The following is a 21,391-nucleotide window of genomic DNA, read 5'->3' on the forward strand; positions in this document are numbered from 1 at the left end:
TAACGAAAAGGATAAGGCACTTTGTAGCATCACTACATAAAGTGCCTTAACCGATTTTTTAAAGGTTATTAAAGTGGGTTGCTAATTAGTAACTTATCGGAGTAAGCCATGATAAAAAAACACAAATCACAAATGCCAAGCAAGGTTTACCGAGCGGTTTGCTTGGCGTTAATGGCAGGTGGGTTTTCTTTAGGGGTAAACGCGGCTGAAGCAGAAGCGGCTGAAGAAGATTTACAAGATATAGAAATGGAAGAGACGGTTGTCACTGGCAGTCGTTTGCAAGGAAGTGCACAAGCAGTATTAGGTGAGCGTAAAGATCAAGCGTTTGTTGCTGATATTTTAGGTTCAGAACAAATTTCTCGAACGGGTGACGGCGATGCTGCATCTGCATTGCGTCGGGTTACAGGTTTAACTTTAGTCGACGGAAAGTTTATTTATATTCGTGGTCTCGGTGAAAGATACTCAAGCACATTATTAAATGCGGCTTCGGTTCCTAGTCCCGATCCGACGCGTTCGGTTTTGCCACTCGATTTATTTCCGTCGTCGGTTATTGAAAGTTTAAGTGTCCAAAAATCTTATTCTCCTGACTTACCTGCATATTTTGCGGGTGGTAATGTCAATATCCGTACAAAGTCGATTCCTAATGAAAGCATTTTTAAAATTGGTGGCAAGTTAGGCTACAACTTTGATAATGAAAAATCGCCTTGGTATGCAGGTGGCGGTGACGATTCTATCGGTTCTGATGATGGTACTCGTGAATTACCGGCTGCTTTTGAACAAGCGTTTCAAGCGGGTGATATTAGCACCTTAAGTGGCCCAGAGTCAGTGGCTTTATTAGGGACTTTAAACAGAGACATTTCTGCTAGAGCAGAATCAGTTGATCCCGATATTGGCTTTAACGTGACTTTTGGTGACAAGATCGATGTTGCTGACGAGTCTCAATTTGGCTTTCTTGCTGCGGTTTCCTATAAGAACGAATGGCAAGTTGGCAATGAGCGAAATGTTAATAACTTAGCAAGCTCAGGCGGCCAAATTCGAATCAATGAGTTTGCAGACGGTGCTTCAACTGAACATGAAGTAAAGTGGAGTGGTCTCCTTAATTTCGGTTATGACTTTGATGCAAATCATAGCTTCGAATTCAATAACATTTACTTAAAAGATACTAAAGATCGTTTACGTGATCGTCAGTTCGAAAACACAAACACGATTAATGAGCCTGATGAGTCTCGTCGTAAAGTCGACATTCTTTACGAAGAGCGAGAACTCTTCTCTAATCAATTAAAAGGTCGCCACAACTTCCCTGAATGGTACAACGTTGGCGTAGACTGGTACTACAGTCGCAGTGAAACTGAACGTTTTGCACCCGGCGGATTTGAAACAACTTTCCGGTTGGATAGAGCGGGTAGCGGTTTTACATCACAACTAGCGCGTGATATTAACACGACCTACTCATTCCAAAAATTAGACGACGAAGTTGAAAACTGGGGGGGCAATGTTTCCATTCCTTTCTACTTCGACGATTGGAACTTAGAGTTAAAAGCCGGTGTTGACTTTATTGATAAGCAGCGTAACGCTGAGAATATTGGAATTACCGTACAAACTTTCTCAATCCCAGCCCAGTTTTTGCCCGGTAGTGATTTCTCTCAGATCTTTTCTGATGGCAACCTAAGTCAGGCGGATTTTACGGTACGCTTAGACGATACAACCGCCGATGGTGATAAGTATATCGCAGCAACATTAAACGACGCATATTACTTTATGGCGAGTGCAGAAATTGGTGCTGAGTGGAGAGTTACAGGCGGATTGCGTTACGAAGATTTCCGTCAGGTTTCAGTGCCATTCCAACCACATTCCAATTTCTTCTCGGTTGAAGGTGAAGAAATAGCCGAATTACCATTAGCCGAAGATGATGTGTTTGGTTCGTTTGCTGTCACTTACTCAATCGATTCTGAAATGCAGCTGCGTTTTAACGTCAGTCAAACAACGATTCGTCCTGACTTCCGTGATGTTTCAACTAGCTTCTATATTGATCCATTAACGGAGTTCTTGGTCCGTGGTTCGACTTCTTTGCAAGGTTCAGATATTGATAACTTCGATTTCCGTTGGGAATGGTATATGGAAACTGGTGAGAACCTATCGGTTGCCTTTTTCTACAAAGACATCACTAACCCAATTGAACAAATTGAATTACCAAGTGCAACTGAGGGCGCACCGCAGCTATTAACTGCTAACGCAAGTGACGGTGAAGTCTTCGGTCTTGAAGTAGAATTCTTAAAAGATTTCTCTTTTTTGGGTGACGAGTATGCTAACTTCTTTGCTTCTGGTAACTTCACAGTATCTGAGTCAGAGGTAAATATTTGTTCTGATAACGATCCCAATACATTGTGTTTGTTTGAAGAGCAATTAAAAGAAGCTTTGAATACTACTGAAAGTGTTACTTCAGTAATCACAAACAACAGCCGTCGTTTAATCGGACACTCAGAGTGGGTTGTTAACTTACAGCTGGGTTGGGACTCACTTGATGGTGAACACGCCGCGACCCTTGTTTACAATGTTTTTGGTCCACGAATCATTGTTCCAGGTGTTAATGGCTTCGAAGATGCTGAAGAGTTGTCATTCGATTCACTTGATGCCGTTTATACTTGGTATCCGACCTATGATTCAACCTTCAAAGTTAAGTTGAAAAACATTCTTGATGAAGAAAAGACGATTAGGCAGGAAGGTGTCGATATATTAAGAGAAACCGTTGGTACTGAATTCTCAGTTGAATACAGCCATGAATTCTAACCGCTGAGTAGATTGAGCTTTAAAAAAGGGAAACCAAGGGTTTCCCTTTTTTATTATCTATTTTTTCTGTATTCGATTTTCCCTCGATTTATGACAAAAAATCGGTTTCGGACTATTACTAAGCGAGATTTTTTAACTTGCTGATAAGTATAGAAAAAATCTTAAATATTACGGGCTTTCTTATAAGTGTCATAAAAGTGTAAAAAAATTGAAATATTTCATCTCTAGAATTGGCGGTTGATTTTTAGCGTCAATTGTCTTGGATTCAGGTTTTTCGGCGCGAAAACTCATTGAATCAATTTAAACAGATTGTAATAAATGACTCCTTTATACCTTTTTCGGGTTACATAGGAATGTCATTTTTTTGTCATTTTTGAAGTTGTCGGAGTAACTTCAAATAAGGTTTTGGACGCTACGAGTAATTTATTTCTCCGATTAAACTTATTAATTACTCATAGCTAGACACGGAAGTCTATCTAATTTTTAGAGGTGTTTTTTAAAATGAATAAACCTAAGCGGTTTTTAATTATTTTGTCGGCATGTTTTGCGACAACGATAATGACCAATTCAGTCGCAACTGAAGTTAACTTAAAACCAGTGGTTGATCAAAGTGCCAAGATTAACGAGTCTGCCGCGCGTTCTCAGCAAAAAATTGACCGACTAGCTGAGCAAATCGACAATAAATTACAAGCTTTTAAAGCAGTCAACAAAGAGATTGACGGTCTTAAAGTTTATAACGCGCAAATGTCTCGCCAAATCGAGAACCAGCTACTTCAAATGCAATCACTATCTGACTCTATAGAAAAAGTTAGCGTTATCGAACGACAAATTACACCACTAATGTTACGGATGATTGATGGTTTAAAAGACTTTGTTGCATTGGATGTACCTTTCTTAGAAGAAGAGCGTAAAACTCGAATCGACTCATTAGAGACAATGATGGATCGCGCGGATGTTGCAGTGTCTGAAAAGTTCCGTCGCGTGCTAGAAGCCTATCAAATTGAAGTTGATTACGGTCGTACTATTGAAGCATACAGCGGATTAGCTAGCTTAGGTAACGGTAGTGGTGAGCAAGAAGTCAACTATTTGCGCATTGGACGTGTTGCTTTGGTATATCAAACTCGCGATCGCAAGCAAATGGGTATCTGGAATCAGAATGAGCGTCGTTGGGATCCACTTGATGACGATTTTAGATCGCATATCTTAAAAGGTTTGCGAATGGCAAAAAAACAAATGGCGCCTGACATGATTGTCGTGCCCGTATCAGCCGCAGAATAGTTTAGGGAAGTATCAATGAAAACTCTATTTAAAGTTATCGGTCTGGCTGGCGTACTTGCATCGAGTCAGCTAATAGCCGCAGAAAAAAGTGTAAACCTTGACGACTTGTTAAAGAAACTCGAGCAAGGTCAATATCAACAATCACAAGAAAACAAGCGTCGTGAACAAGAGTTTGTGCAAAAACGAACTGAACAAGATCGTTTATTAAAAGACGCTGTTGCGGATAAGCGCAAAGAAGAAAGAAAATCGGAAGAGCTCGAAGTCGCTTCGCGTGATAACGATGTGAAAATTGAAAATTTAGAAAGAGCGCTTGATGAACGTCTTGGTTCATTGAAAGAGCTATTCGGTGTATTACAACAAGTTGCCGGTGACACTACTAGCAAGTTCTCTAACTCAGTTATTTCTGCTGAGTACCCAGGTCGTGGTGAGTTTCTATCTAACTTGGCGCAAAAAATGGGTAACTCGTCTGAACTTGCTTCTATTGAAGAGATCGAGCGTGTTTGGTTTGAACTTCAACGCGAAATGACAGAATCAGGCAAAGTGAGTCGATTTGAAACTGACGTTGTTAAGACTGATGGTGAAAAATCAAAACAACCTGTTATTCGTATCGGAACGTTCAACCTAGTTTCAGGTGGTAATTACTTAGAGTGGAATACGGATACACAGTCGGCTGCGGTAATGACTCGTCAACCAGTTTCACGTTTCCATGATACCGTTGCTGAACTTGAATCAACTACTTCTGGATACGCAGGCTTTGCTCTCGATCCAACCGGCGGTAACATTCTTGGCGCACTCATCCAAACGCCGAGTGACTTAGAGCGCATCGACCAAGGTGGTGCAGTAGGCTACGTTATTCTAGCGCTTGGTTTAATTGCTGTTTTGATTGCTTTAGAAAGATACATTGTTTTGTTTATCACTGAGCAAAAAGTGAAACGCCAATTAAAATCAACGGAACTTCGTGAAGATAACCCATTAGGCCGCGTACTCATGGTGAAAGAAAAGTATAAAGATGTCGCTTCCGATACTTTAGAGCTTAAACTCAGCGAAGCAATCTTAAAAGAAATGCCGAAGCTTACGCGTAGTATTAATTTTATCAAAATTATCTCGGTGGTGGCACCACTACTTGGTCTTCTAGGAACGGTCACGGGTATGATCAAAACCTTCCAAATGATTACCTTGTTTGGTGCAGGCGACCCTCAGATTATGGCTGGTGGTATCTCGCAAGCATTAGTGACTACAGTGCAAGGCTTGATCGTAGCGATTCCAACCGTGTTGTTATTCACATGGTTAAACACTCGAAGCAAAAATATTATTCACATTTTGCAAGAGCAAAGTGCTGGAATTATTGCTGAGCGTTCTGAACAGGAGCACTAATCGTGCTGAGTATTAGCGAAACAATTGATTTAATTCGCGAGTTTCTCGATGCCGGTGGTGTGGTTCTTAATTACATTGGCATACTCATTTTTGTTATGTGGATGTTAATTTTAGAGCGCGTGTTTTATGTAACACATACCTATAAAGTGGAAAAGAAAGCGATTATTGCGCAATGGAAAGGGCGCGCCGAGAGAGAATCTTGGAATGCCATCCAAATTCGCGATGCGATAATTTCTCGCGCGAAAATGTCATTGAATCGTTCGCTGTCAACCATCCAAGCGTTTGTTGCCTTATGCCCACTTTTGGGTTTGCTCGGTACGGTGACTGGAATGATTGAAGTGTTTGACGTCATGGCAACGTCGGGCTCTGGTAATGCTCGCTCAATGGCGAGTGGCGTGTCTAAAGCGACCATTCCGACGATGGCTGGAATGGTCGGTGCTTTGTCCGGCGTTTTTGCGTCAACTTGGCTGAAGCGGACTGCAAAAACAGAAACCGAGCTATTAGAAGATAAATTAACCCTGGACCATTAATCGGTTCAGGCAGTATTAGAGGTAAAGTGCAATGCGTGCCCCTTTTGCAAAATTAATGCAAGAAGAGGAAGAGTCAGAAATTAATATGACACCGATGTTGGATGTTGTATTCATCATGCTGATCTTCTTCATCGTGACGGCTTCATTTGTTAAAGAAGCAGGGATTGAAGTTAATCGTCCAGAAGCGGCAACTGCCGTCAAGAAAGAACGCGCTAATATTCTGATTGCGATCAGTGATAAAGGCGAAATTTGGATTAACAAGCGTCGTGTTGATGTGCGCGCGGTTCAAGCTAATGTTGAACGTCTGAAGGCTGAAAACCCACAAGGTACTGTGGTTATTCAAGCTGATAAAAATTCGAAGACCGATACTTTAATTAAAGTAATGGATGCGTCACGCGCCGCAGGCGTTTTTGATGTCTCGATAGCCGCGCAAGAGATGTAATATGACTCGTTTTATTAATGCAGCTTTAATTGCATTTTTTATTACCGGTGGACTCTTTTTGGGTATGCGCGAGCTAATCATCGGCAGCGATATTGATATTAAAGATCCGGTGAAAGGTCCTGTTATCGACTTTGTACGTCTCAAGCGAGACGAAACTGTTGAGCGAAAAAAGCCTAAGCCAAAGAAGCCACCAAAACCAGAGCCACAACCACAAATGGAACAACCACCAATGCAGGCGGAAGATTTTAGTGCTGATGCAACAAGCATGGCTTTTAGCGGTCTTGATGTCGCTGAGGGCAGTGGTGGTGGATTGGATTTGGGCTCTGGGGATGGAGACCTAATCAATACCTTAAAAGTTAATGCAATGTATCCACGTCGTGCTCTATCGAGAGGCATTGAGGGTTACGTTATCGTGAAGTTTACTGTGACCAGACAAGGTACCGTTCGTGATCCTGTTGTAGTGGAAGCGGAACCTGCAGGGATTTTTAATCAAGCAGCAATAGAGGCAGCTAAAAAGTATAAATATAAAGCCAAAGAGGTAGATGGTAAGGCGGTAGAAGTACCGAACATCTATGAAAAAATCACCTTTAAATTGGATAAATAACCTATGAGCAAATTTACCTTTATCAAACTCGTTATTGCAGTTGTGTTGTTCAATCCGGGATTTATCATTGGTCTTCAATCAACCGATACCTTTGGAAATCTCGCTTACGCAGCCGAAAAGAAAACGCCAAAGAAAACTAGGCGTACGCCGGCAATGCGGGAGAAAATCTATAATCAAATCGCGCGAGCACAGAAGTTTCTTGATGAAGGTAATAAAGCCGAAAGTGTTGAAGTAATCGATCGCTTAAAGCGTCGTATGAAACAATTAAATTCCTACGAGAAAGCAAAAGTATGGCAGTTTGAAGGTTTTATGCACTTTAACGATAACGATTTAATGGCCGCCGTTAAGTCTTTTGAAAAAGTCATTGCGGAAGAAAACATTCCAGAAGCGTTCGAGTTATCAACGCTTTACGGTATCGCACAAATCTACATGCAAGCACAAGATTTTGGAAATGCACTGTTATACATTGATCGTTGGGCTGATCTCAAAGGCGAAATGACTGATAAGTCGCATGCTTTTAAAGCGAGAATCTTGTATGCACAAAAGGACTGGCAAGGTAGTCTCAAAAGTATCGATAATGCTATCGCTTATCGTGAAGCAGAAAAGAAAGTGGCTAAGGAAAACTGGTTAAGCTTAAAGCGTGCGCTTCATTTTGAGCTCAAGCAACCTAAAAAGGTCACTGAAGTTTCAGAGAAACTCGTACGATTATTTCCTCAGAAGGGTAAATACTGGGTAGAGCTTGCCAATATGTATGGTGAAACGAACCAAGTTCGTAAGCAGTTGGCAGTGATGGAAGCCGCCTATCAGCAAGGATTTATTGAGAAAAAGTCGGATTTTAAAGCATTAGCGCAACTCTATTACTTCAATGGTGCGCCATTTAAAGCTGCAACAATTTTAACAGAACAGTTAGCAGCGGGAACCTTGGAAGAAGATATCCAGACTTTGCGGTTCCTTGCTCAGGCATGGTCATCAGCGAAAGACCACGCAAAAGCGATTCCGGTGCTAAAGAGCGCTAGCAAAATTGCAGAAGACGGCAATATGGATGCAAGATTAGTAGAAGTTTATATCAACCTCGAAGACTGGGATAACGCTATCAAAGCGGGACAAGACGCGATTAAAAAGGGTGAGCTGAAGAATCCTGGAAATGTCCACGTTTGGATGGGAAAAGCAAGATACAACCTAAAACAATATGCTTCTGCCATTAAAAGCTTTCAAATGGCAAAAAAAGAGCAAAGCGTTAAGAAAACAGCGGATCAGTGGTTGCGGTTTGTGGAGAAAGAAAAGCGTAATGAAGAGCGCTTAAAATTAGCGCAGTCGTCTGTAGGCGCTTAATAGCCACTTAACATTGATAATCAAAACGCCAGCTTTGCTGGCGTTTTTTGTTTCTGGAATTGTTAAAACCTGTCACTTGCATATCAAAAGGAAGCATTTGAGTTTTTTGACTAGAATAAGTAGAGTAGAGAGTCTGGTCGGAAACCCTATGATTCAGATACCAAAAGCACTCGCGATGGAAACTTTGACTTAATTAGGCAATATAATGAGCGATAAGAAACAAACACAAACTGAAGCCAGCTCTCCGTCAGAAGATAAGCTGATTACCGAATTCGATAACAATTGCTTTATCAATCGTGAAGTCAGTCATATGCTGTTCAACGCTCGAGTTCTGGAGCAGTCTCTCGATCAGCGACATCCTTTGCTGGAACGACTTAAATTTTTGTTAATTTTTAGCTCTAACATGGATGAGTTTTTTGAAGTCCGAATCGCTAAATTAAAACGTCAAGTATTATTCGGTAGAGAGATATTTGGGCCGGATGGTCTTTCGCCAAGAGCGACTTTGCGGAAGTTAAGTGAAATGTGTCACGCCTATGTGCAGAAACAATATCAAATTTTAAATGATGTGTTGCTGCCACAGTTAGAAAAAGAAGATATTTATTTTATTAAGCGAGAAGATTGGACTAAGCCACAAAAAGAATGGATCAAAGGTTATTTTGAAAAAGAAGTCGCCCCGATCATTAGTCCAATTGCACTCGATCCATCACACCCTTTCCCCAAACTAGTTAACAAAAGCCTTAACTTTATCGTTACTTTAAAGGGAAAGGACGCGTTTGGTCGTGAGTCGCGAATGGCAATTGTTCCTGCGCCACGTTCATTACCGAGATTGATTAAATTACCGTCGGACGATGAGAATACTCGTGATGAGTTTGTCTTTCTATCAGCAATTATTCATGAGTATGTATCGCACTTTTTCCATGGAATGAAAGCAACTGGTTGTTATCAATTTAGAGTAACCCGGAACTCTGACCTTGATGTTAACGAAGAAGAAATGGAAGATATTGCGGCTGAGGTGAAAGGCAAACTACTCAATCGGCGATATGGTAATGCTGTGCGCTTGGAAGTCGTTGAGAACTGTCCACAACATATTAAAGATTTCTTATTAGAGAAGTATGAGCTAACTGAGAAAGATCTCTATGAGACTAACGGGCCGGTGAATCTTCAAAGAATGTTTTCAGTGTTTGGAATGCTTGAGAAGCCACAGTTAGAATATCCAGAGTTTTCACCTGAGTTACCGAGTAGTTTGGATTCTACGAGTAATTTATTTGACTCGATTAAAGCACAAGATTATTTATTGCTTCACCCCTACAGTTCTTTTAACCCTGTGCTGGATTTACTCCGTCAAGCTGCGAACGATCCCAATGTTATGTCGATTAAACAAACGTTATATCGGGTTGGACATGATTCAGAAATTGTCAATATACTAGTTGAGGCGGCGCGACGAGGTAAGGAAGTCACTGTTGTTGTTGAGTTAAGAGCGCGCTTTGATGAGCAAGAAAATTTATGGTTAGCGAGTCGTTTGCAAGAAGCCGGCGCTGTCGTTTGTTATGGTGTTGTTGGCTATAAAACGCATGCTAAGATGATGATGATTCTGCGCAAAGAAGATGGCGAGTATTGTCGATATATTCATTTAGGTACCGGAAATTATCACGCTCGTAATGCGAGGCTTTACACCGACTATAGTTTATTTAGTGCAGATAAAAATCTTTGCGAAGATGTTCATAATATTTTTCAACAGTTAACCGGCATGGGTAAAACACTGCCGATGAATTCTGTCTTTAATGCACCGTTTACGTTGAAGAAAAAAATATTGAGGCTAATCGATGGTGAAATAGAGGCTGCTAAATCCGGAAAGTCGGCAAGAATTATTTTTAAGGCTAATTCGATCACTGAGAAGGAAGTGATTAAGCGATTGTATATCGCCTCGCAAGCTGGAGTAAAAATTGATCTCATCATACGCGGTATTTGTGTTCTGCGCCCTGGAATGCCGGGAATATCAGAAAATATTACCGTTCAATCTATTATCGGAAGATTTCTTGAGCATACGCGCGCTTTTTATTTTGAGAATGCTGAAAACAAAGTTTATGCATCTAGTGCTGATTTGATGGATAGAAATCTTAAGAATCGAGTCGAAGTGTGTTTTCCCATTCTTTCACCCAAGTTAAGAGATAGGGTAATCAATGATCTAATGATGTTTATTGAAGACGAAGGGCAATCTTGGATCCTCGATCAACATGGAGATTACCGCTTGATAACCGATAAACCTAACCAAAAGTTTGTGCAACAAATCCTACTTGATAAACACTGTGAGACAGCAAAGGCTGAGTAGAGCCATAAGGCTCGGCTTGCTAGGCGCTATGGTTTTTATTGCTGACTGCGCCGAAAGAACGCTTCAACTATACGAAAATAAAAAAGTCGTTGGTGAATGTATTGCGGGGTATGACTGGCACTTGTAAGGTTTACAAGATTCGATTGACTATATGTTGTACCTTTGCGCGAAGGACGCTATCGAAAAAGGTTTGTCTCTATCTGATCCATCGCTTTTAGGAAAAGATTTTAGTCTACCACAGCATCCACAAGGTCTTGTTTGGAATAAAAAACTCGCGATGGAAGCCTCTAAAAAAATGGAACGATCACCGAAACTAAACTTGGCTACATCTTGGCGGACGTTGAACACCTTTATCGAATCAAGGTACGCAACCTGCAAAAACAATTAGAAGCAGCTAAGCTAAGTCAAAAAGACTTTGATCAAAAAGTGAAGCAAGCTGAGAGTGTTTGGCTAGGTGAATAAGCACTAAACTAAGCTAATTTTCACGTTAAAATCGGCTTTACTCCAATACATAGACTCTAAAGCCAGTGCATGTTGAATCAAGGGATGTTTACTTAGCCACTTTTCTTCAACACATAGTATAATCGTACTCGACTTAAATTCAACGTTGAGATGGTTGCTTCGATTTGGTTTGCCGTTTTTTCCAATAATCGAAGCAAGCCTCAGTAAAAAAATTACTTGAACAAGCTTATACTTTTCTTTAACCGTTAAATCGATTAAGTCGAAAGGCGCAAGATTAACTTTTCGTCGTTGGTTTGCGACAATAGCGGCGAGAATTTTCCTCTCTCTTATCGAAAAACCACTCAGTTCTGAGTTGCGAATTAAATAAGCACTATGGTTTTGGAATTGACTGTGATTAATCGCAAGACCTATGCGACAGCATTGTGCACTCCATTTCAATAGCTTTAAATGAAAGCCTGAAAGCGGATATTTACTGGTTGTATTTTTAGCGAGCTTCTTACAGATTCGAGCGAGTAAATTGCTTCGGAATTCGGGAACATTGTATCTTCTACAAATAGCAGTGATACTTCTTTGCCTAACATCCTCACTTTTCAAGCGACCTAAGAGATCATAAAGGATCCCTTCTCGTAATCCTCCTCGAGAAATATGAAGTTTTTTGATGTTAAGGGATTTGAATATAGCCATAGTAATGGCTAGTCCAGGAACAATAGTTTTTTGCCTAGAAGGTTTCAAGCCGACGATATCAAGTTCGTGCATCGATTTGAATTCTAATACTTGCTGCTTAAGCGCTTTTAGGCCTTTGTAGGTAATTCCTTCTTTGGTGAGACCTTGCTCCACCAGAATTCGTTCAAGGGCCTTGAAAGTTCCTGCCGATCCGATTGAATAGTCCCATGTTGATTCATGATAATCGGATTTAATATTGGATAACTCGAACTTTGCTGCTCGGACTGCACGAGAAAAATACTTGTTGTTGATTTCCAAGTTAGGGAAATAACGCTGAAATGCGATACACCCCATGCGTAAACTCTCGGCTTGTTTAAGTTTAAAGTTCTTACCGATAATAAACTCTGTTGATCCGCCGCCAATATCAATCACTAAGTTTTTAGTAAACTGATCCAGACCACTCCAACTGTGATTGACTCCGAGAAAGATCAATCGTGCTTCCTCAATACCCGATACGATATCAATACGGTTAACACCGAGAACTTTTTCGATTTCATCCACATATTCTTGAGCATTTATTGCCGCTCTTAAGGTATTAGTACCTACAATGCGAATGTTGTCTTTTGGTATAGCTTCTATCCTTTGAGCAAAACGCGCAATACAGTCGAGTCCGCGTTGCATGGCATCAGGGTGGATTCCATGGGTTTTATCTAATCCTTCTGCGAGCATAACCTTTTCAGAGGTCGATTCGAGAATTTTGATTTCATGGTGCTCAAGCGCCGCGGTAAGCATGTGAAAACTATTGGAGCCTAAGTCAATGGTTGCATAAAGTTCGCGCATAGATAAAAAGCGTTTAATACTATCATTGGAGAAAAGTATAAACGCTTCTTAGAATAAATGTAAAAAATCAATGAATTAGTTAGGTTTCGAGGTGTCGAGCTTCCCTCAAAATGTTACCTGTTTCGTCGACGGCACAAGAGAATTTGAGCCGCTAGTTGATTCTTAGCTAGCATAATCATGCGAAACCTAAATCTTAATGTAGAGATTAGCTTGTTTAATTTTTATCCAAAGTCACAGATTTTCATTGCTTCGCAGGTGCTTTAAACTCAACCAGAGGTATTACTAGTCAAGTGATTAACTTGATTGATGGCATAAACCACTGCTCCTTACTCTTTGCGAACAGGGCTTGTTCCGTATTCAATATTTCCCTATCAGGTTCTTTTTTAGAATCAATTCAATACCTGATATAGTGATGTTTTGGATATGAAACTGAAAAAGACTTAAAAAACAACGAGTAGGGATAAGGCTTGGAGTATTGGGTTGAGTACATGAAGAGAGTCCGTAAACAGAATAGTAGGGCAAGAGGATAGTTAATCGATGAGTCGACTTCTGCACTACCAAAAATATAAGCTGCATTATGAGATCGCGGTTATTTTGGCGTTTTTTATCATTAATGGGGCTATTTTGGCCACCTCTGTCATTATGGAAGATAGCCGTGATGGATCGCTTGGTAATAAGCTTTGGGAGCCTTTCGTTTGGGAATATTCAAGCGCAATTGGCACACTGCTGTTACTTTATCCTATTTTCAAGTTAATCCAACGATTTCCAATATTTGGTCAAGCTTTCGTTCTGACGCTGTTAATTTATCTGTTAGCGAGCATTGTTTTTTCATTACTGCATGTTGGGATTATGGTCGGTATTCGTCATATCGTATACTGGCTTGTTGGTAGCCGTTATAGTTTTGGTGATGTTTGGTTTGAATTGCTCTACGAATACCGAAAAGATTTAATGTCGTTTATTTTTATTATCACTGCTTATTACAGTTATCAGTTTATTTCGAGCCGTTTAATCGGCGAAGCGAACCCTGTAGGCGATAGTGAAGATTCTCCGAATAACCAGTCTTGTGATAGATTGTTGGTCAAGAAATTAGGTAAAGAGTTTATTATTAAGGTTGAAGATGTTGAATGGTTGGAGTCGTCAGGCAACTACGTTAATTTGCATCTTGGCGGACGAATTTACCCAACTCGGGCGACATTGTCGGGTCTAGTCGCCCAGATCAGTGAAAAAGGGTTTTGCCGTATCCATCGATCGCATGCGGTTAACTTAGATGCAATCGACTCAATCACGCCGCTCAATAGCGGAGATAGTGAGGTCAAGCTGACCAACGGAAAAGTCTTAAACCTATCCAGACGATATAAAGATGAGTTAAAAGCGAGGCTTCACTAATGCTGTTTAAAAAAACTTTAATGCTTTGGACGGTTACATTAATCAATTTATCCATTATCGGCTCGCAGGACCTGGTGGCCGATGAAGTTGACTGGAGTATGCCGCTTAACTATGAGGGCATCTTTATTTTAGGTGATTCAGGTAAAGAAGTGCTTGAGCAATGTGCCAGACCGTCAGTCAAAGCCAAGGTAGTTTGGCGACCAACCTATGAGCAGGTTAAGCTGATTGATATTCGATTACGCAAGCATTTGAAAGCGATTAAATCAAACTTTAAAGTGTTACCTAAAGATCGCTATCATCGTCAGTACATTGGTTATACCGATGAAGCCGGTGAATCGATCTATATCAATGTTTATCCTGTCTTAAAAGATAGTCGCATTAATGAAACCCGAACACCGATAGTAAGCTGTGATAAGTCACGATTATTTTGGGGGATCAGTTTTAGTATTGAGACATTTAAATTTGGCGAAATCCAGTATAATGACCGACTGGTGATTCCTTTGAGAGAACCTGATATATGAAAAAGCCATGCATTTTTCAGCGTGATTTGAATCATTACATTCAAAGAGCTTAGGAAAAATAAAAATAGGGTAAAGGTAATTGAATGAAAACGTTTGTCGTAATTTTATGCTGTATTTTTTTGTTTGGTTGTGATGAATTAAAGGAAATTAAGCAAAGTAAAGCTGTTTTTAAGATTGAAAACAAAACTATTATTGATAGCGATATTGCTATATTTATAGCTCGTTTAGAGCAGCACCCAGTTTCGATATTTTCTAGCATTGAATATAATCAAAAAACAAATGAAATTATTTTTATTAATGGCACCCCGGATGATGAGCTAGTCAATTATCTTGCCTTGACGATAGGAGACTTTTATTTGCGAGGAGAGCACCCTCTTGATAAATGGATTTTACAGAGTCAGATAGAAACCGCTGCAATCACTGTCAAAGATGAAGAGCGGTATTTAGCTTTAAGTTTAAATCAAAGAGGGGCTGATAAAATGAAAAGAAAGACACGATCAAACATGGGAAAAGCGATGACGGTCATGCTTGATGAAAACGAGCTCGCTTCGGCTTTAATTTCGACCACATTAGGAAAGCGTTTTCAAGTACCTATCAGAAATAAAAGCCCAAAAGAATTGATGAGAATTCTTACTATAATAAAAACTGGTAGGCTTAACAGTCCTATAAAGCTTCGCCAAGTAGCCTGATTATCTATAAGTAATAGTGCAATACCGAGAAGATAATTCTTCGGTATCACACTCGTTGTATTAAACCGAAAAGTTCTTCATTTCATCTTCAAGATTTTCAGCAAGCTTTGCGATTGCGATACCAGTTTGATTACTTTGATCGGCTAGTGCGACGTTTTCCTGTGCTTGAATGCGTATTTTTTCGATTTGCGAGCTGATTTCATTAGTTGCTGATGACTGTTGGTTAACTGACTCAAAAACTTGACTGACTAAACCGTCGATAGCAGCCATTTTGTTTGCCATATCAGTGAGCGCTTCCTCTGCTTGCGCGGCTCTTTCGGCACTTTGTTCAGCTTGACCTTGGCTTTTTTCCATTGAGGCTACGGCTTTCGCGCTGGCGCTTTGTAAACTTTCAACCATCTTTTGAATTTCTTCCGTTGATTGTTGCGTTTTACCAGCAAGATTTCTCACCTCATCAGCAACAACGGCAAATCCCCTTCCTTGTTCGCCTGCACGGGCTGCTTCGATGGCTGCATTTAGCGCTAATAAATTCGTTTGGTCTGCGATACTTTTTATGACGTCTAACACTGAATCAATTTGTTCGTGCTCTAGTGCGAGTTGATTTATTTCACCCGACAGTTGTTTAAAGTCATTCGATAGTTCAAGCATTGCTTCTTTGTTATTAACCACAGTGTCTTTTGATTGCATTGCGCGTTGATTAGTTTCTTCAACAGAACTATTCACTTGTTGCATCTGTTCGTTAACTTCTTGTAAAGAGCTGGTCATTTCTTCAATCGCCGCCGAAATCATGGTGACATGCTCTTGGTTTCGATTGACGCTATCATGGGTATCGCTACTTAAATTTTTGAGTTCGCCACTGTTCTCAGAGAGATGAGTGGCGCTATCGGAAACACTTGTCACCGTTTTAACCATTGAGTCAATAAATTGGTTAAACTGGCGGTTTTCTTCGTCGTCTAAACAACGGGTAGTCAAATCAAACTGTCCTTCATTACGCATAATCTTATGAATCGTTTTGGAAAGATCATCACTGGCTCTGGATTCTTTACCGACTTGAACGGCGAGGTAACATAAAATAATCGCTTCGACGACAACGTAAGCGGCGTGGATAAAAACCAAATTCCAACTCGGCTCAGGAAAGATAAAGACTGCAACTTCGGCCATTTGTAACCAATTAAACAGCATATGGTGAACTGCTATGACTAGCGCGCCGATGATAACTGGAAAAATGTCTCTGTAAATGACCAGCACGGCCATCAAAGCAAAGACACTAAAATGTGCCTCAATAGTCCCCATAGATTGGTGAATGTGTAGCGCCGAAATTACCATTAAGGCACTAGCGTAGAAAAACTGTGATAATCGAGTGGCCGCCGCATTGGCATTAATTAAGAACGTCAAAATCACCAGGGGAATTGTCACGACTAATGAGGAAACCCAAGTACTGTGAAGCGCACTGTACAATATCGAAAAAGCTGAAAGGACGTAAATCAGCACCGATAGAACTTCGGACGCGTGCTTAGTGAGTTTAGGGTTAAACTGGGTCATTGATAACTCCTCTACACATTAAAGGTATCGGTGGTTTCGTTGCAGAAACATCCCTTACCGATGGTGTTTAAAAAAATTGAAGGTTGATTTGAGCGCTCAATTAATCGTGCCCAAATCGATTCTCCTGTTGGCTGGCAGAACTGACCAAAACCATAGGCACCAAAGTATTTGGGTTGATTAGTTTCGCTGACAACCATGAGTGCGGGTGTCGCGGGTAAATTAAATGATAGATTTACCTTATCCAAATCAATCGTCAGTAACTTGACCTTGGCGTTCTTTTTCAGCTCAATTAAGTGTTTGTTAATTAAGTAATTACACCGACAACTACTGCGGTAAAAATGAACCGCGGTTTGCTCGGTGAAGTTTTGTTGCCTCAACCACGGCGTGACCATTTCAGTCACTGATTGTTCGTCATAGAAAACCTGATCGGATGTTTCCGTTAAAAACGGCGATAAGTGAGCGTCATTGAGTACGTAAATAGCCGCCATGCTAGTTGGCAACCAAATTAGCACGCAAAGTAATAACCATTTAGGCGCTTTTGTTCTATCGACCTGATCCATGAGTACTAGAAAATAAACCTTTATCCGAAAAGTTTAGTACAAATATTGAGTCCTGGATCTTTAATCGATAAAGAAATCGTTATATTACAGTTAGATGAGAGGTTGACGGGAGACTCAAATGGCAAATGTCCATTTTAGTTGTAAAGCCTGAATTAGTCGTTTATGAGAATTTTTCTTATTGGGGGGGCACGTTTTATTGATCCTTCTCAGCAAACTGAGACCAATAAAGCTCTAAGATAGTCATAATCAGTAATTTGATATCTCGATACGAGAACTTGTTAAGAAGATTATTGCGATAGTTTAATGGCGTATTTTCAGATGCCAAAAGATCATTAAATCCGAACAACTACAGTTTTTTGCTAAAGTCTGGATTGTAAACTGAAGGAGAGTCGATGAGCTGGATAAGCTTCCTGAATTTAATCGGAGCCCTTGGACTGTTTTTATATGGCATGAAAGTGATGAGCGATGCGTTGATGAGCATTGCTGGCCACAAAATGCGGACTTTAATGGTCAAACTTACTTCTAACCGATTTAAAGGTGTGCTTACCGGCTTAACAATTACAGGCCTTATCCAATCTTCGAGTGCTACGACTTTGATGGTCGTCAGTTTTGTTAATGCGCAGCTGCTCAGTTTAACCGAAGCAATTGGCGTAATAATGGGAGCCAATATTGGGACGACGCTAACCGCGTGGCTAATCACATTATTGGGATTTAAAGTAAAGATTAGCGCAATGGCGATACCATTGATGATTGTTGGCTTTGTTTTGTATATCAGTAAAGTCAAGAAGCGTCACGATATTGGCAAATTTATTGTTGGATTCGCGCTACTGTTTATTGGCTTGCAGTTTATGAAAGATGCAATACCCAACTTAGAGCAAAGTCCAGCCATTTACGAATTCTTTCAAGCCTCTTCAGATAAAGGATTTGGTGGCATTTTATTGTTTGTGTTGATTGGCACAATTTTAACCCTAATCCTTCAATCTTCCAGCGCTACCATGGCAATTACACTAGTGGCGGCGGCACAAGGGCTACTCAGTTTTGAAGCCGCTGCCGCGATTGTACTTGGTGAAAACATCGGCACAACGATTACCGCAAATATGGCTGCTTTAATTGCTGGCACTCAAGCAAAACGAACCGCCGCTGCGCATTTTTTATTTAATATTATCGGTGTTATCTGGGTATTGCTGTTCTTTTATTATTTTTTAGATTTGGTAAGTTTGGTCGCGGGTTATTTTCAGGGCGCTCAACCAATGAATAATCCTACGGATATTCCAATAGGGCTATCAATATTCCACACTAGCTTTAATATTATAAATACGGTCTTATTACTCGGTTTTGTTTCAGTGATTGCCAATCTCGTTACCCGGCTGATCCCCGAGAAACCTCAAGAAATAATCGAGTTTTCTAAGCCCAAATTTTTGAAGAAAAATTTTTTAAAATACCCAGAAACAGCCATTCATGTGCTCTTAAGGGAAACCAGAAGACTCTACCGAAAAACGGTTTTTGAAGCGGTGACTCACGCGCTTAATTTGCATAGAGAGGATGTGATTTCTTCTTTATCGCCGCAGCAAGTGGTAAAGCAATCTTCACAAAAAATACCCATTGAAATTCACTCATTTATTGGTTTGAAAATCAAACCAATTTATAGCGCTATATTAGACTATGCCTCTAAAATTCAAGAACGGTTGGAATTAAATGATGAGCAATGGGATCTGGTTTATCGACTAAAGATAACGGTAAGAGACATTCTACATATCCTACAAAATGCCGCTCGCTTTCGTCATGAAATGAAAAAGTATGCAGACTCAGATAATGAAGCGATGAAGCGAGAAATCGATTACATGCGGGAGCAGGTTGTGATTTTAATGCGTGGTTATCATGACTGGAAGCCGAACTCTTCGCTTAAAAAGCGAAAAAGATTTATTAAATCAATCAAGCGCCAAGCGAGGATTCAAGATAGTGAATTATTAACTCGTGTTGATGGACTTATTCGGAGCGAGGCAATTACCCCGGAGATGGGTGCGGCATTAATAAACTGTAGCTCTTTTATTTTGCACATGACAGAGCGTCTGAATGCAGCGGTAAAAACGCTGAGTTATGTTGCCGATGAATATGATGAGATTGGCCAGGTTCTACTTGAAAAAACACATTATCATGAAAGTATCTCGGCGTAAGCTGTTAGCAGCTGAATTTAGCATTGTTTCAGTCTTTTCCAGAGCGGCCGCTGATTAAGGGGCCTACTCTGGAAGAGTTGATAGCATTCACGTCAATCAATCTATGCTTTGCTCGATTATTTGTTCGCAAGCGCAAAAATGATATCCACATAAGCTTTTTCTATTTCAGCAAGACCAGCGGCTTTGGTTTGATCATTGGGTTTGATTAAAAGAAACTCATTGGGTGCATGGACGCCTGTACCATACCCAAGGCCAGTCGGAATCAAAGGTAAGTTTAAACGCTCAGTAAATTGATAGAATGGGGCGCTACCACCAATTCTTGGTATTACTGAGACGCCATTGGCATATTTATTATAAACCGAAAGTACCGCTTGACTAAGATCTGACTCGACGGAAGTTTGTGCACCAGGATAGCCTGATAATTTGCGAATTTTTATGTCATCAAATCCATGTTTGTCTAGATGCTTGCGTACTTTTTGAAGCATCACATCAGGATCTTGTCCGAGTGGTAATCGGCTATCCATTTTAGCCGTTGCTAAATGAGGTAGAACCGTTTTCACGCCTTCTTCGATATAGCCAGACCAAATACCGTTGATGTTTAAAGTGGGGTTGTAAAGTAAATCTACTGTCGCGGCCCGTCCGGTTTGTCCATCAATCCATTGGGAAACATCGAGGCTTTTTTGTAATGCTTGATCGTCACCCATACTAACCGCTTTATTGATGAGTCGTTGCTCCTCTTGAGTGGGGGGGCGAATATCATCGTAATAACCATCAATTAATATCGTGTTGCCCGTTTTATCAGTCATACTGGCGATTGCTTGGACTAATCGGATGGTGGGTGAATCAACTAAGCCTTTATAGGATCCATGAATCTCTGCTTTTGCAGGGCCACCCCATTCACCCCCTTGTGATTCTAACTCGAAATACAAAATACCTTTGACGCCGAGTAACATACGAGAGCTACCATCGGGTGACTGAGAGATCATCGGGAAGATCACACCTTTGGCGGTTTTCATGCGATCTTCATAGGCGTCGACAATTTGCGGATAGTGAGGAGAACCCAGCTCTTCCTCTCCTTCAGCTGCGATCATAATGTTGATAGGTAATTTTCCTTCAACAGCAATGATGGATTCTAAGGCATTTAAAAAAGCGCGTTGTGGGCCTTTTTGATTAACCGATCCTCTAGCCATCATCACTTGTCCGAGATCGTTTTCGATAATATTGGCTTCAAATGGTGGGCTTTGCCAATCATTCTCATTCACCGGTTGAACGTCATACATCATATAGACGAGCAGTGTTTCTTCAGCGCCAGCATCATAGTATCCCCAAACACCCGGATGGCCGTCTGTTTTGACCAAATTGCTTTCTTGAAATCCTAGGTTGGTTAGATCATCTCTCAGCATCTCTGCCATTTCTTGAATACCGATGTTTTGAGCACTGATGGAAGGTTGTCTCATCCATCGTTGCAAAGCCGCAGTGTGCTGTTCTATCGACTGATCGATATGCTTGTAAATGGCGGTGTGTTGGCCGCTGTAGGGGGCAATCGATTCTGAATCAAAGCTCTCTTCGGTCGAAAACTCATATTGATTACGAGTTTTTTCTTTGCTCAGCGAAGAAGAAATTTTATCCTTCGATTCCCCTTCAACGGCTTTATCGCAAGCAGTGATAATAGTAATGATAAAAAGGAAAAAGATAGCGCCAAATTGTTTTGCAACGGGTAATTTGAATGGGCTTTGCATTCATGCGTCCTTGTTCGGATTTATTATTCGGTTTATAGCAACTAAACTACCAAACCTGACTACAAAACTCAAAAGGATACTGCTCAAAAAAATGACGGTTCAAAAAAGTCTCTGCGCAAAAGCGCTGCTACGAAGACGG

At 40.6% G+C, this 21,391-nt stretch carries 16 protein-coding genes; 12 read left to right on the forward strand and 4 right to left on the reverse strand.

Going from position 1 to position 21,391, the window contains the following annotated elements; genetic code table 11:
* The first annotated feature begins 108 nt into the window (after window positions 1-108).
* From FLL45_RS18240 to ppk1, 8 genes are all read left to right on the forward strand, one after another.
* A complete protein-coding gene (locus FLL45_RS18240) occupies window positions 109-2,787 on the forward strand; it encodes a TonB-dependent receptor plug domain-containing protein (protein ID WP_210247231.1) in 2,679 nt (892 codons plus the stop codon).
* Window positions 2,788-3,288: 501 nt separating this feature from the next.
* On the forward strand, window positions 3,289-4,065 hold the full coding sequence (locus tag FLL45_RS18245) for a DUF3450 domain-containing protein (protein WP_142943491.1): 777 nt from the start codon (window positions 3,289-3,291) through the stop codon (window positions 4,063-4,065).
* Between the two features lie 15 nt (window positions 4,066-4,080).
* The gene (locus tag FLL45_RS18250; protein WP_142943492.1) at window positions 4,081-5,439 is read left to right on the forward strand and encodes a MotA/TolQ/ExbB proton channel family protein; all 1,359 of its coding nucleotides are present in this window, start codon (window positions 4,081-4,083) and stop codon (window positions 5,437-5,439) included.
* Window positions 5,440-5,441: 2 nt separating this feature from the next.
* Entirely contained in the window at window positions 5,442-5,969 is a 528-nt protein-coding gene (locus tag FLL45_RS18255) for a MotA/TolQ/ExbB proton channel family protein (protein ID WP_142943493.1), read from the forward strand.
* Between the two features lie 31 nt (window positions 5,970-6,000).
* A complete protein-coding gene (locus FLL45_RS18260; RefSeq protein WP_142943494.1) occupies window positions 6,001-6,411 on the forward strand; it encodes an ExbD/TolR family protein in 411 nt (136 codons plus the stop codon).
* Window position 6,412: 1 nt separating this feature from the next.
* Complete coding sequence (locus tag FLL45_RS18265; protein WP_142943495.1) at window positions 6,413-7,015, forward strand: energy transducer TonB; 603 nt, start codon at window positions 6,413-6,415, stop codon at window positions 7,013-7,015.
* A 3-nt stretch (window positions 7,016-7,018) separates the two neighbouring features.
* Window positions 7,019-8,347, forward strand: coding sequence for a tetratricopeptide repeat protein (locus tag FLL45_RS18270; protein WP_142943496.1), 1,329 nt, complete (start codon window positions 7,019-7,021; stop codon window positions 8,345-8,347).
* A gap of 205 nt (window positions 8,348-8,552) precedes the next feature.
* A complete protein-coding gene (gene ppk1 / locus FLL45_RS18275; RefSeq protein ID WP_142943497.1) occupies window positions 8,553-10,676 on the forward strand; it encodes a polyphosphate kinase 1 in 2,124 nt (707 codons plus the stop codon).
* Window positions 10,677-11,141: 465 nt separating this feature from the next.
* On the opposite strand, the gene FLL45_RS18285 is transcribed toward ppk1, so the two are convergent.
* A complete protein-coding gene (locus FLL45_RS18285) occupies window positions 11,142-12,641 on the reverse strand; it encodes a Ppx/GppA phosphatase family protein (protein WP_142943498.1) in 1,500 nt (499 codons plus the stop codon).
* A 537-nt stretch (window positions 12,642-13,178) separates the two neighbouring features.
* Here FLL45_RS18285 and FLL45_RS18290 point away from each other — a divergent pair.
* The 3 genes from FLL45_RS18290 (at window position 13,179) to FLL45_RS18300 (ending at window position 15,237) form a co-directional block, all read left to right on the forward strand.
* Complete coding sequence (locus FLL45_RS18290; protein WP_142943499.1) at window positions 13,179-14,027, forward strand: LytR/AlgR family response regulator transcription factor; 849 nt, start codon at window positions 13,179-13,181, stop codon at window positions 14,025-14,027.
* Window positions 14,027-14,548: a hypothetical protein gene (locus FLL45_RS18295; RefSeq protein ID WP_142943500.1), complete on the forward strand. Its 522-nt coding sequence runs from the start codon at window positions 14,027-14,029 to the stop codon at window positions 14,546-14,548. The genes FLL45_RS18290 and FLL45_RS18295 overlap by 1 nt, the downstream gene beginning before the upstream one ends.
* Before the next feature lie 83 nt (window positions 14,549-14,631).
* Complete coding sequence (locus tag FLL45_RS18300) at window positions 14,632-15,237, forward strand: SecDF P1 head subdomain-containing protein (RefSeq protein ID WP_142943501.1); 606 nt, start codon at window positions 14,632-14,634, stop codon at window positions 15,235-15,237.
* 60 nt (window positions 15,238-15,297) lie between these two features.
* On the opposite strand, the gene FLL45_RS23140 is transcribed toward FLL45_RS18300, so the two are convergent.
* Entirely contained in the window at window positions 15,298-16,779 is a 1,482-nt protein-coding gene (locus FLL45_RS23140; protein WP_142943502.1) for a methyl-accepting chemotaxis protein, read from the reverse strand.
* An 11-nt stretch (window positions 16,780-16,790) separates the two neighbouring features.
* The gene (locus FLL45_RS18310; protein ID WP_185964538.1) at window positions 16,791-17,339 is read right to left on the reverse strand and encodes a DUF6436 domain-containing protein; all 549 of its coding nucleotides are present in this window, start codon (window positions 17,337-17,339) and stop codon (window positions 16,791-16,793) included.
* A 392-nt stretch (window positions 17,340-17,731) separates the two neighbouring features.
* Between FLL45_RS18310 and FLL45_RS18315 the strand changes: the two genes are divergently transcribed.
* Window positions 17,732-19,513, forward strand: coding sequence for a Na/Pi cotransporter family protein (locus FLL45_RS18315; RefSeq protein ID WP_142943504.1), 1,782 nt, complete (start codon window positions 17,732-17,734; stop codon window positions 19,511-19,513).
* A gap of 116 nt (window positions 19,514-19,629) precedes the next feature.
* On the opposite strand, the gene FLL45_RS18320 is transcribed toward FLL45_RS18315, so the two are convergent.
* On the reverse strand, window positions 19,630-21,252 hold the full coding sequence (locus FLL45_RS18320) for a M20/M25/M40 family metallo-hydrolase (protein WP_142943505.1): 1,623 nt from the start codon (window positions 21,250-21,252) through the stop codon (window positions 19,630-19,632).
* Window positions 21,253-21,391: the final 139 nt, after the last annotated feature.

Source organism: Aliikangiella marina (assembly GCF_007004765.1).
GTDB lineage: Bacteria > Pseudomonadota > Gammaproteobacteria > Enterobacterales > Kangiellaceae > Aliikangiella > Aliikangiella marina.

Excerpts from the sequence above, each read along its gene's own strand:
- FLL45_RS18240 (WP_210247231.1), top strand. The coding sequence starts at position 109 with ATGATAAAAAAACACAAATCACAAATGCCAAGCAAGGTTTACCGAGCG.
- FLL45_RS18245 (WP_142943491.1), top strand. The coding sequence starts at position 3,289 with ATGAATAAACCTAAGCGGTTTTTAATTATTTTGTCGGCATGTTTTGCG.
- FLL45_RS18250 (WP_142943492.1), top strand. The coding sequence starts at position 4,081 with ATGAAAACTCTATTTAAAGTTATCGGTCTGGCTGGCGTACTTGCATCG.
- FLL45_RS18260 (WP_142943494.1), top strand. The coding sequence starts at position 6,001 with ATGCGTGCCCCTTTTGCAAAATTAATGCAAGAAGAGGAAGAGTCAGAA.
- FLL45_RS18265 (WP_142943495.1), top strand. The coding sequence starts at position 6,413 with ATGACTCGTTTTATTAATGCAGCTTTAATTGCATTTTTTATTACCGGT.
- FLL45_RS18270 (WP_142943496.1), top strand. The coding sequence starts at position 7,019 with ATGAGCAAATTTACCTTTATCAAACTCGTTATTGCAGTTGTGTTGTTC.
- ppk1 (WP_142943497.1), top strand. The coding sequence starts at position 8,553 with ATGAGCGATAAGAAACAAACACAAACTGAAGCCAGCTCTCCGTCAGAA.
- FLL45_RS18285 (WP_142943498.1), bottom strand. The coding sequence starts at position 12,641 with ATGCGCGAACTTTATGCAACCATTGACTTAGGCTCCAATAGTTTTCAC.
- FLL45_RS18290 (WP_142943499.1), top strand. The coding sequence starts at position 13,179 with ATGAGTCGACTTCTGCACTACCAAAAATATAAGCTGCATTATGAGATC.
- FLL45_RS18295 (WP_142943500.1), top strand. The coding sequence starts at position 14,027 with ATGCTGTTTAAAAAAACTTTAATGCTTTGGACGGTTACATTAATCAAT.
- FLL45_RS18300 (WP_142943501.1), top strand. The coding sequence starts at position 14,632 with ATGAAAACGTTTGTCGTAATTTTATGCTGTATTTTTTTGTTTGGTTGT.
- FLL45_RS23140 (WP_142943502.1), bottom strand. The coding sequence starts at position 16,779 with ATGACCCAGTTTAACCCTAAACTCACTAAGCACGCGTCCGAAGTTCTA.
- FLL45_RS18310 (WP_185964538.1), bottom strand. The coding sequence starts at position 17,339 with ATGGATCAGGTCGATAGAACAAAAGCGCCTAAATGGTTATTACTTTGC.
- FLL45_RS18315 (WP_142943504.1), top strand. The coding sequence starts at position 17,732 with ATGAGCTGGATAAGCTTCCTGAATTTAATCGGAGCCCTTGGACTGTTT.
- FLL45_RS18320 (WP_142943505.1), bottom strand. The coding sequence starts at position 21,252 with ATGCAAAGCCCATTCAAATTACCCGTTGCAAAACAATTTGGCGCTATC.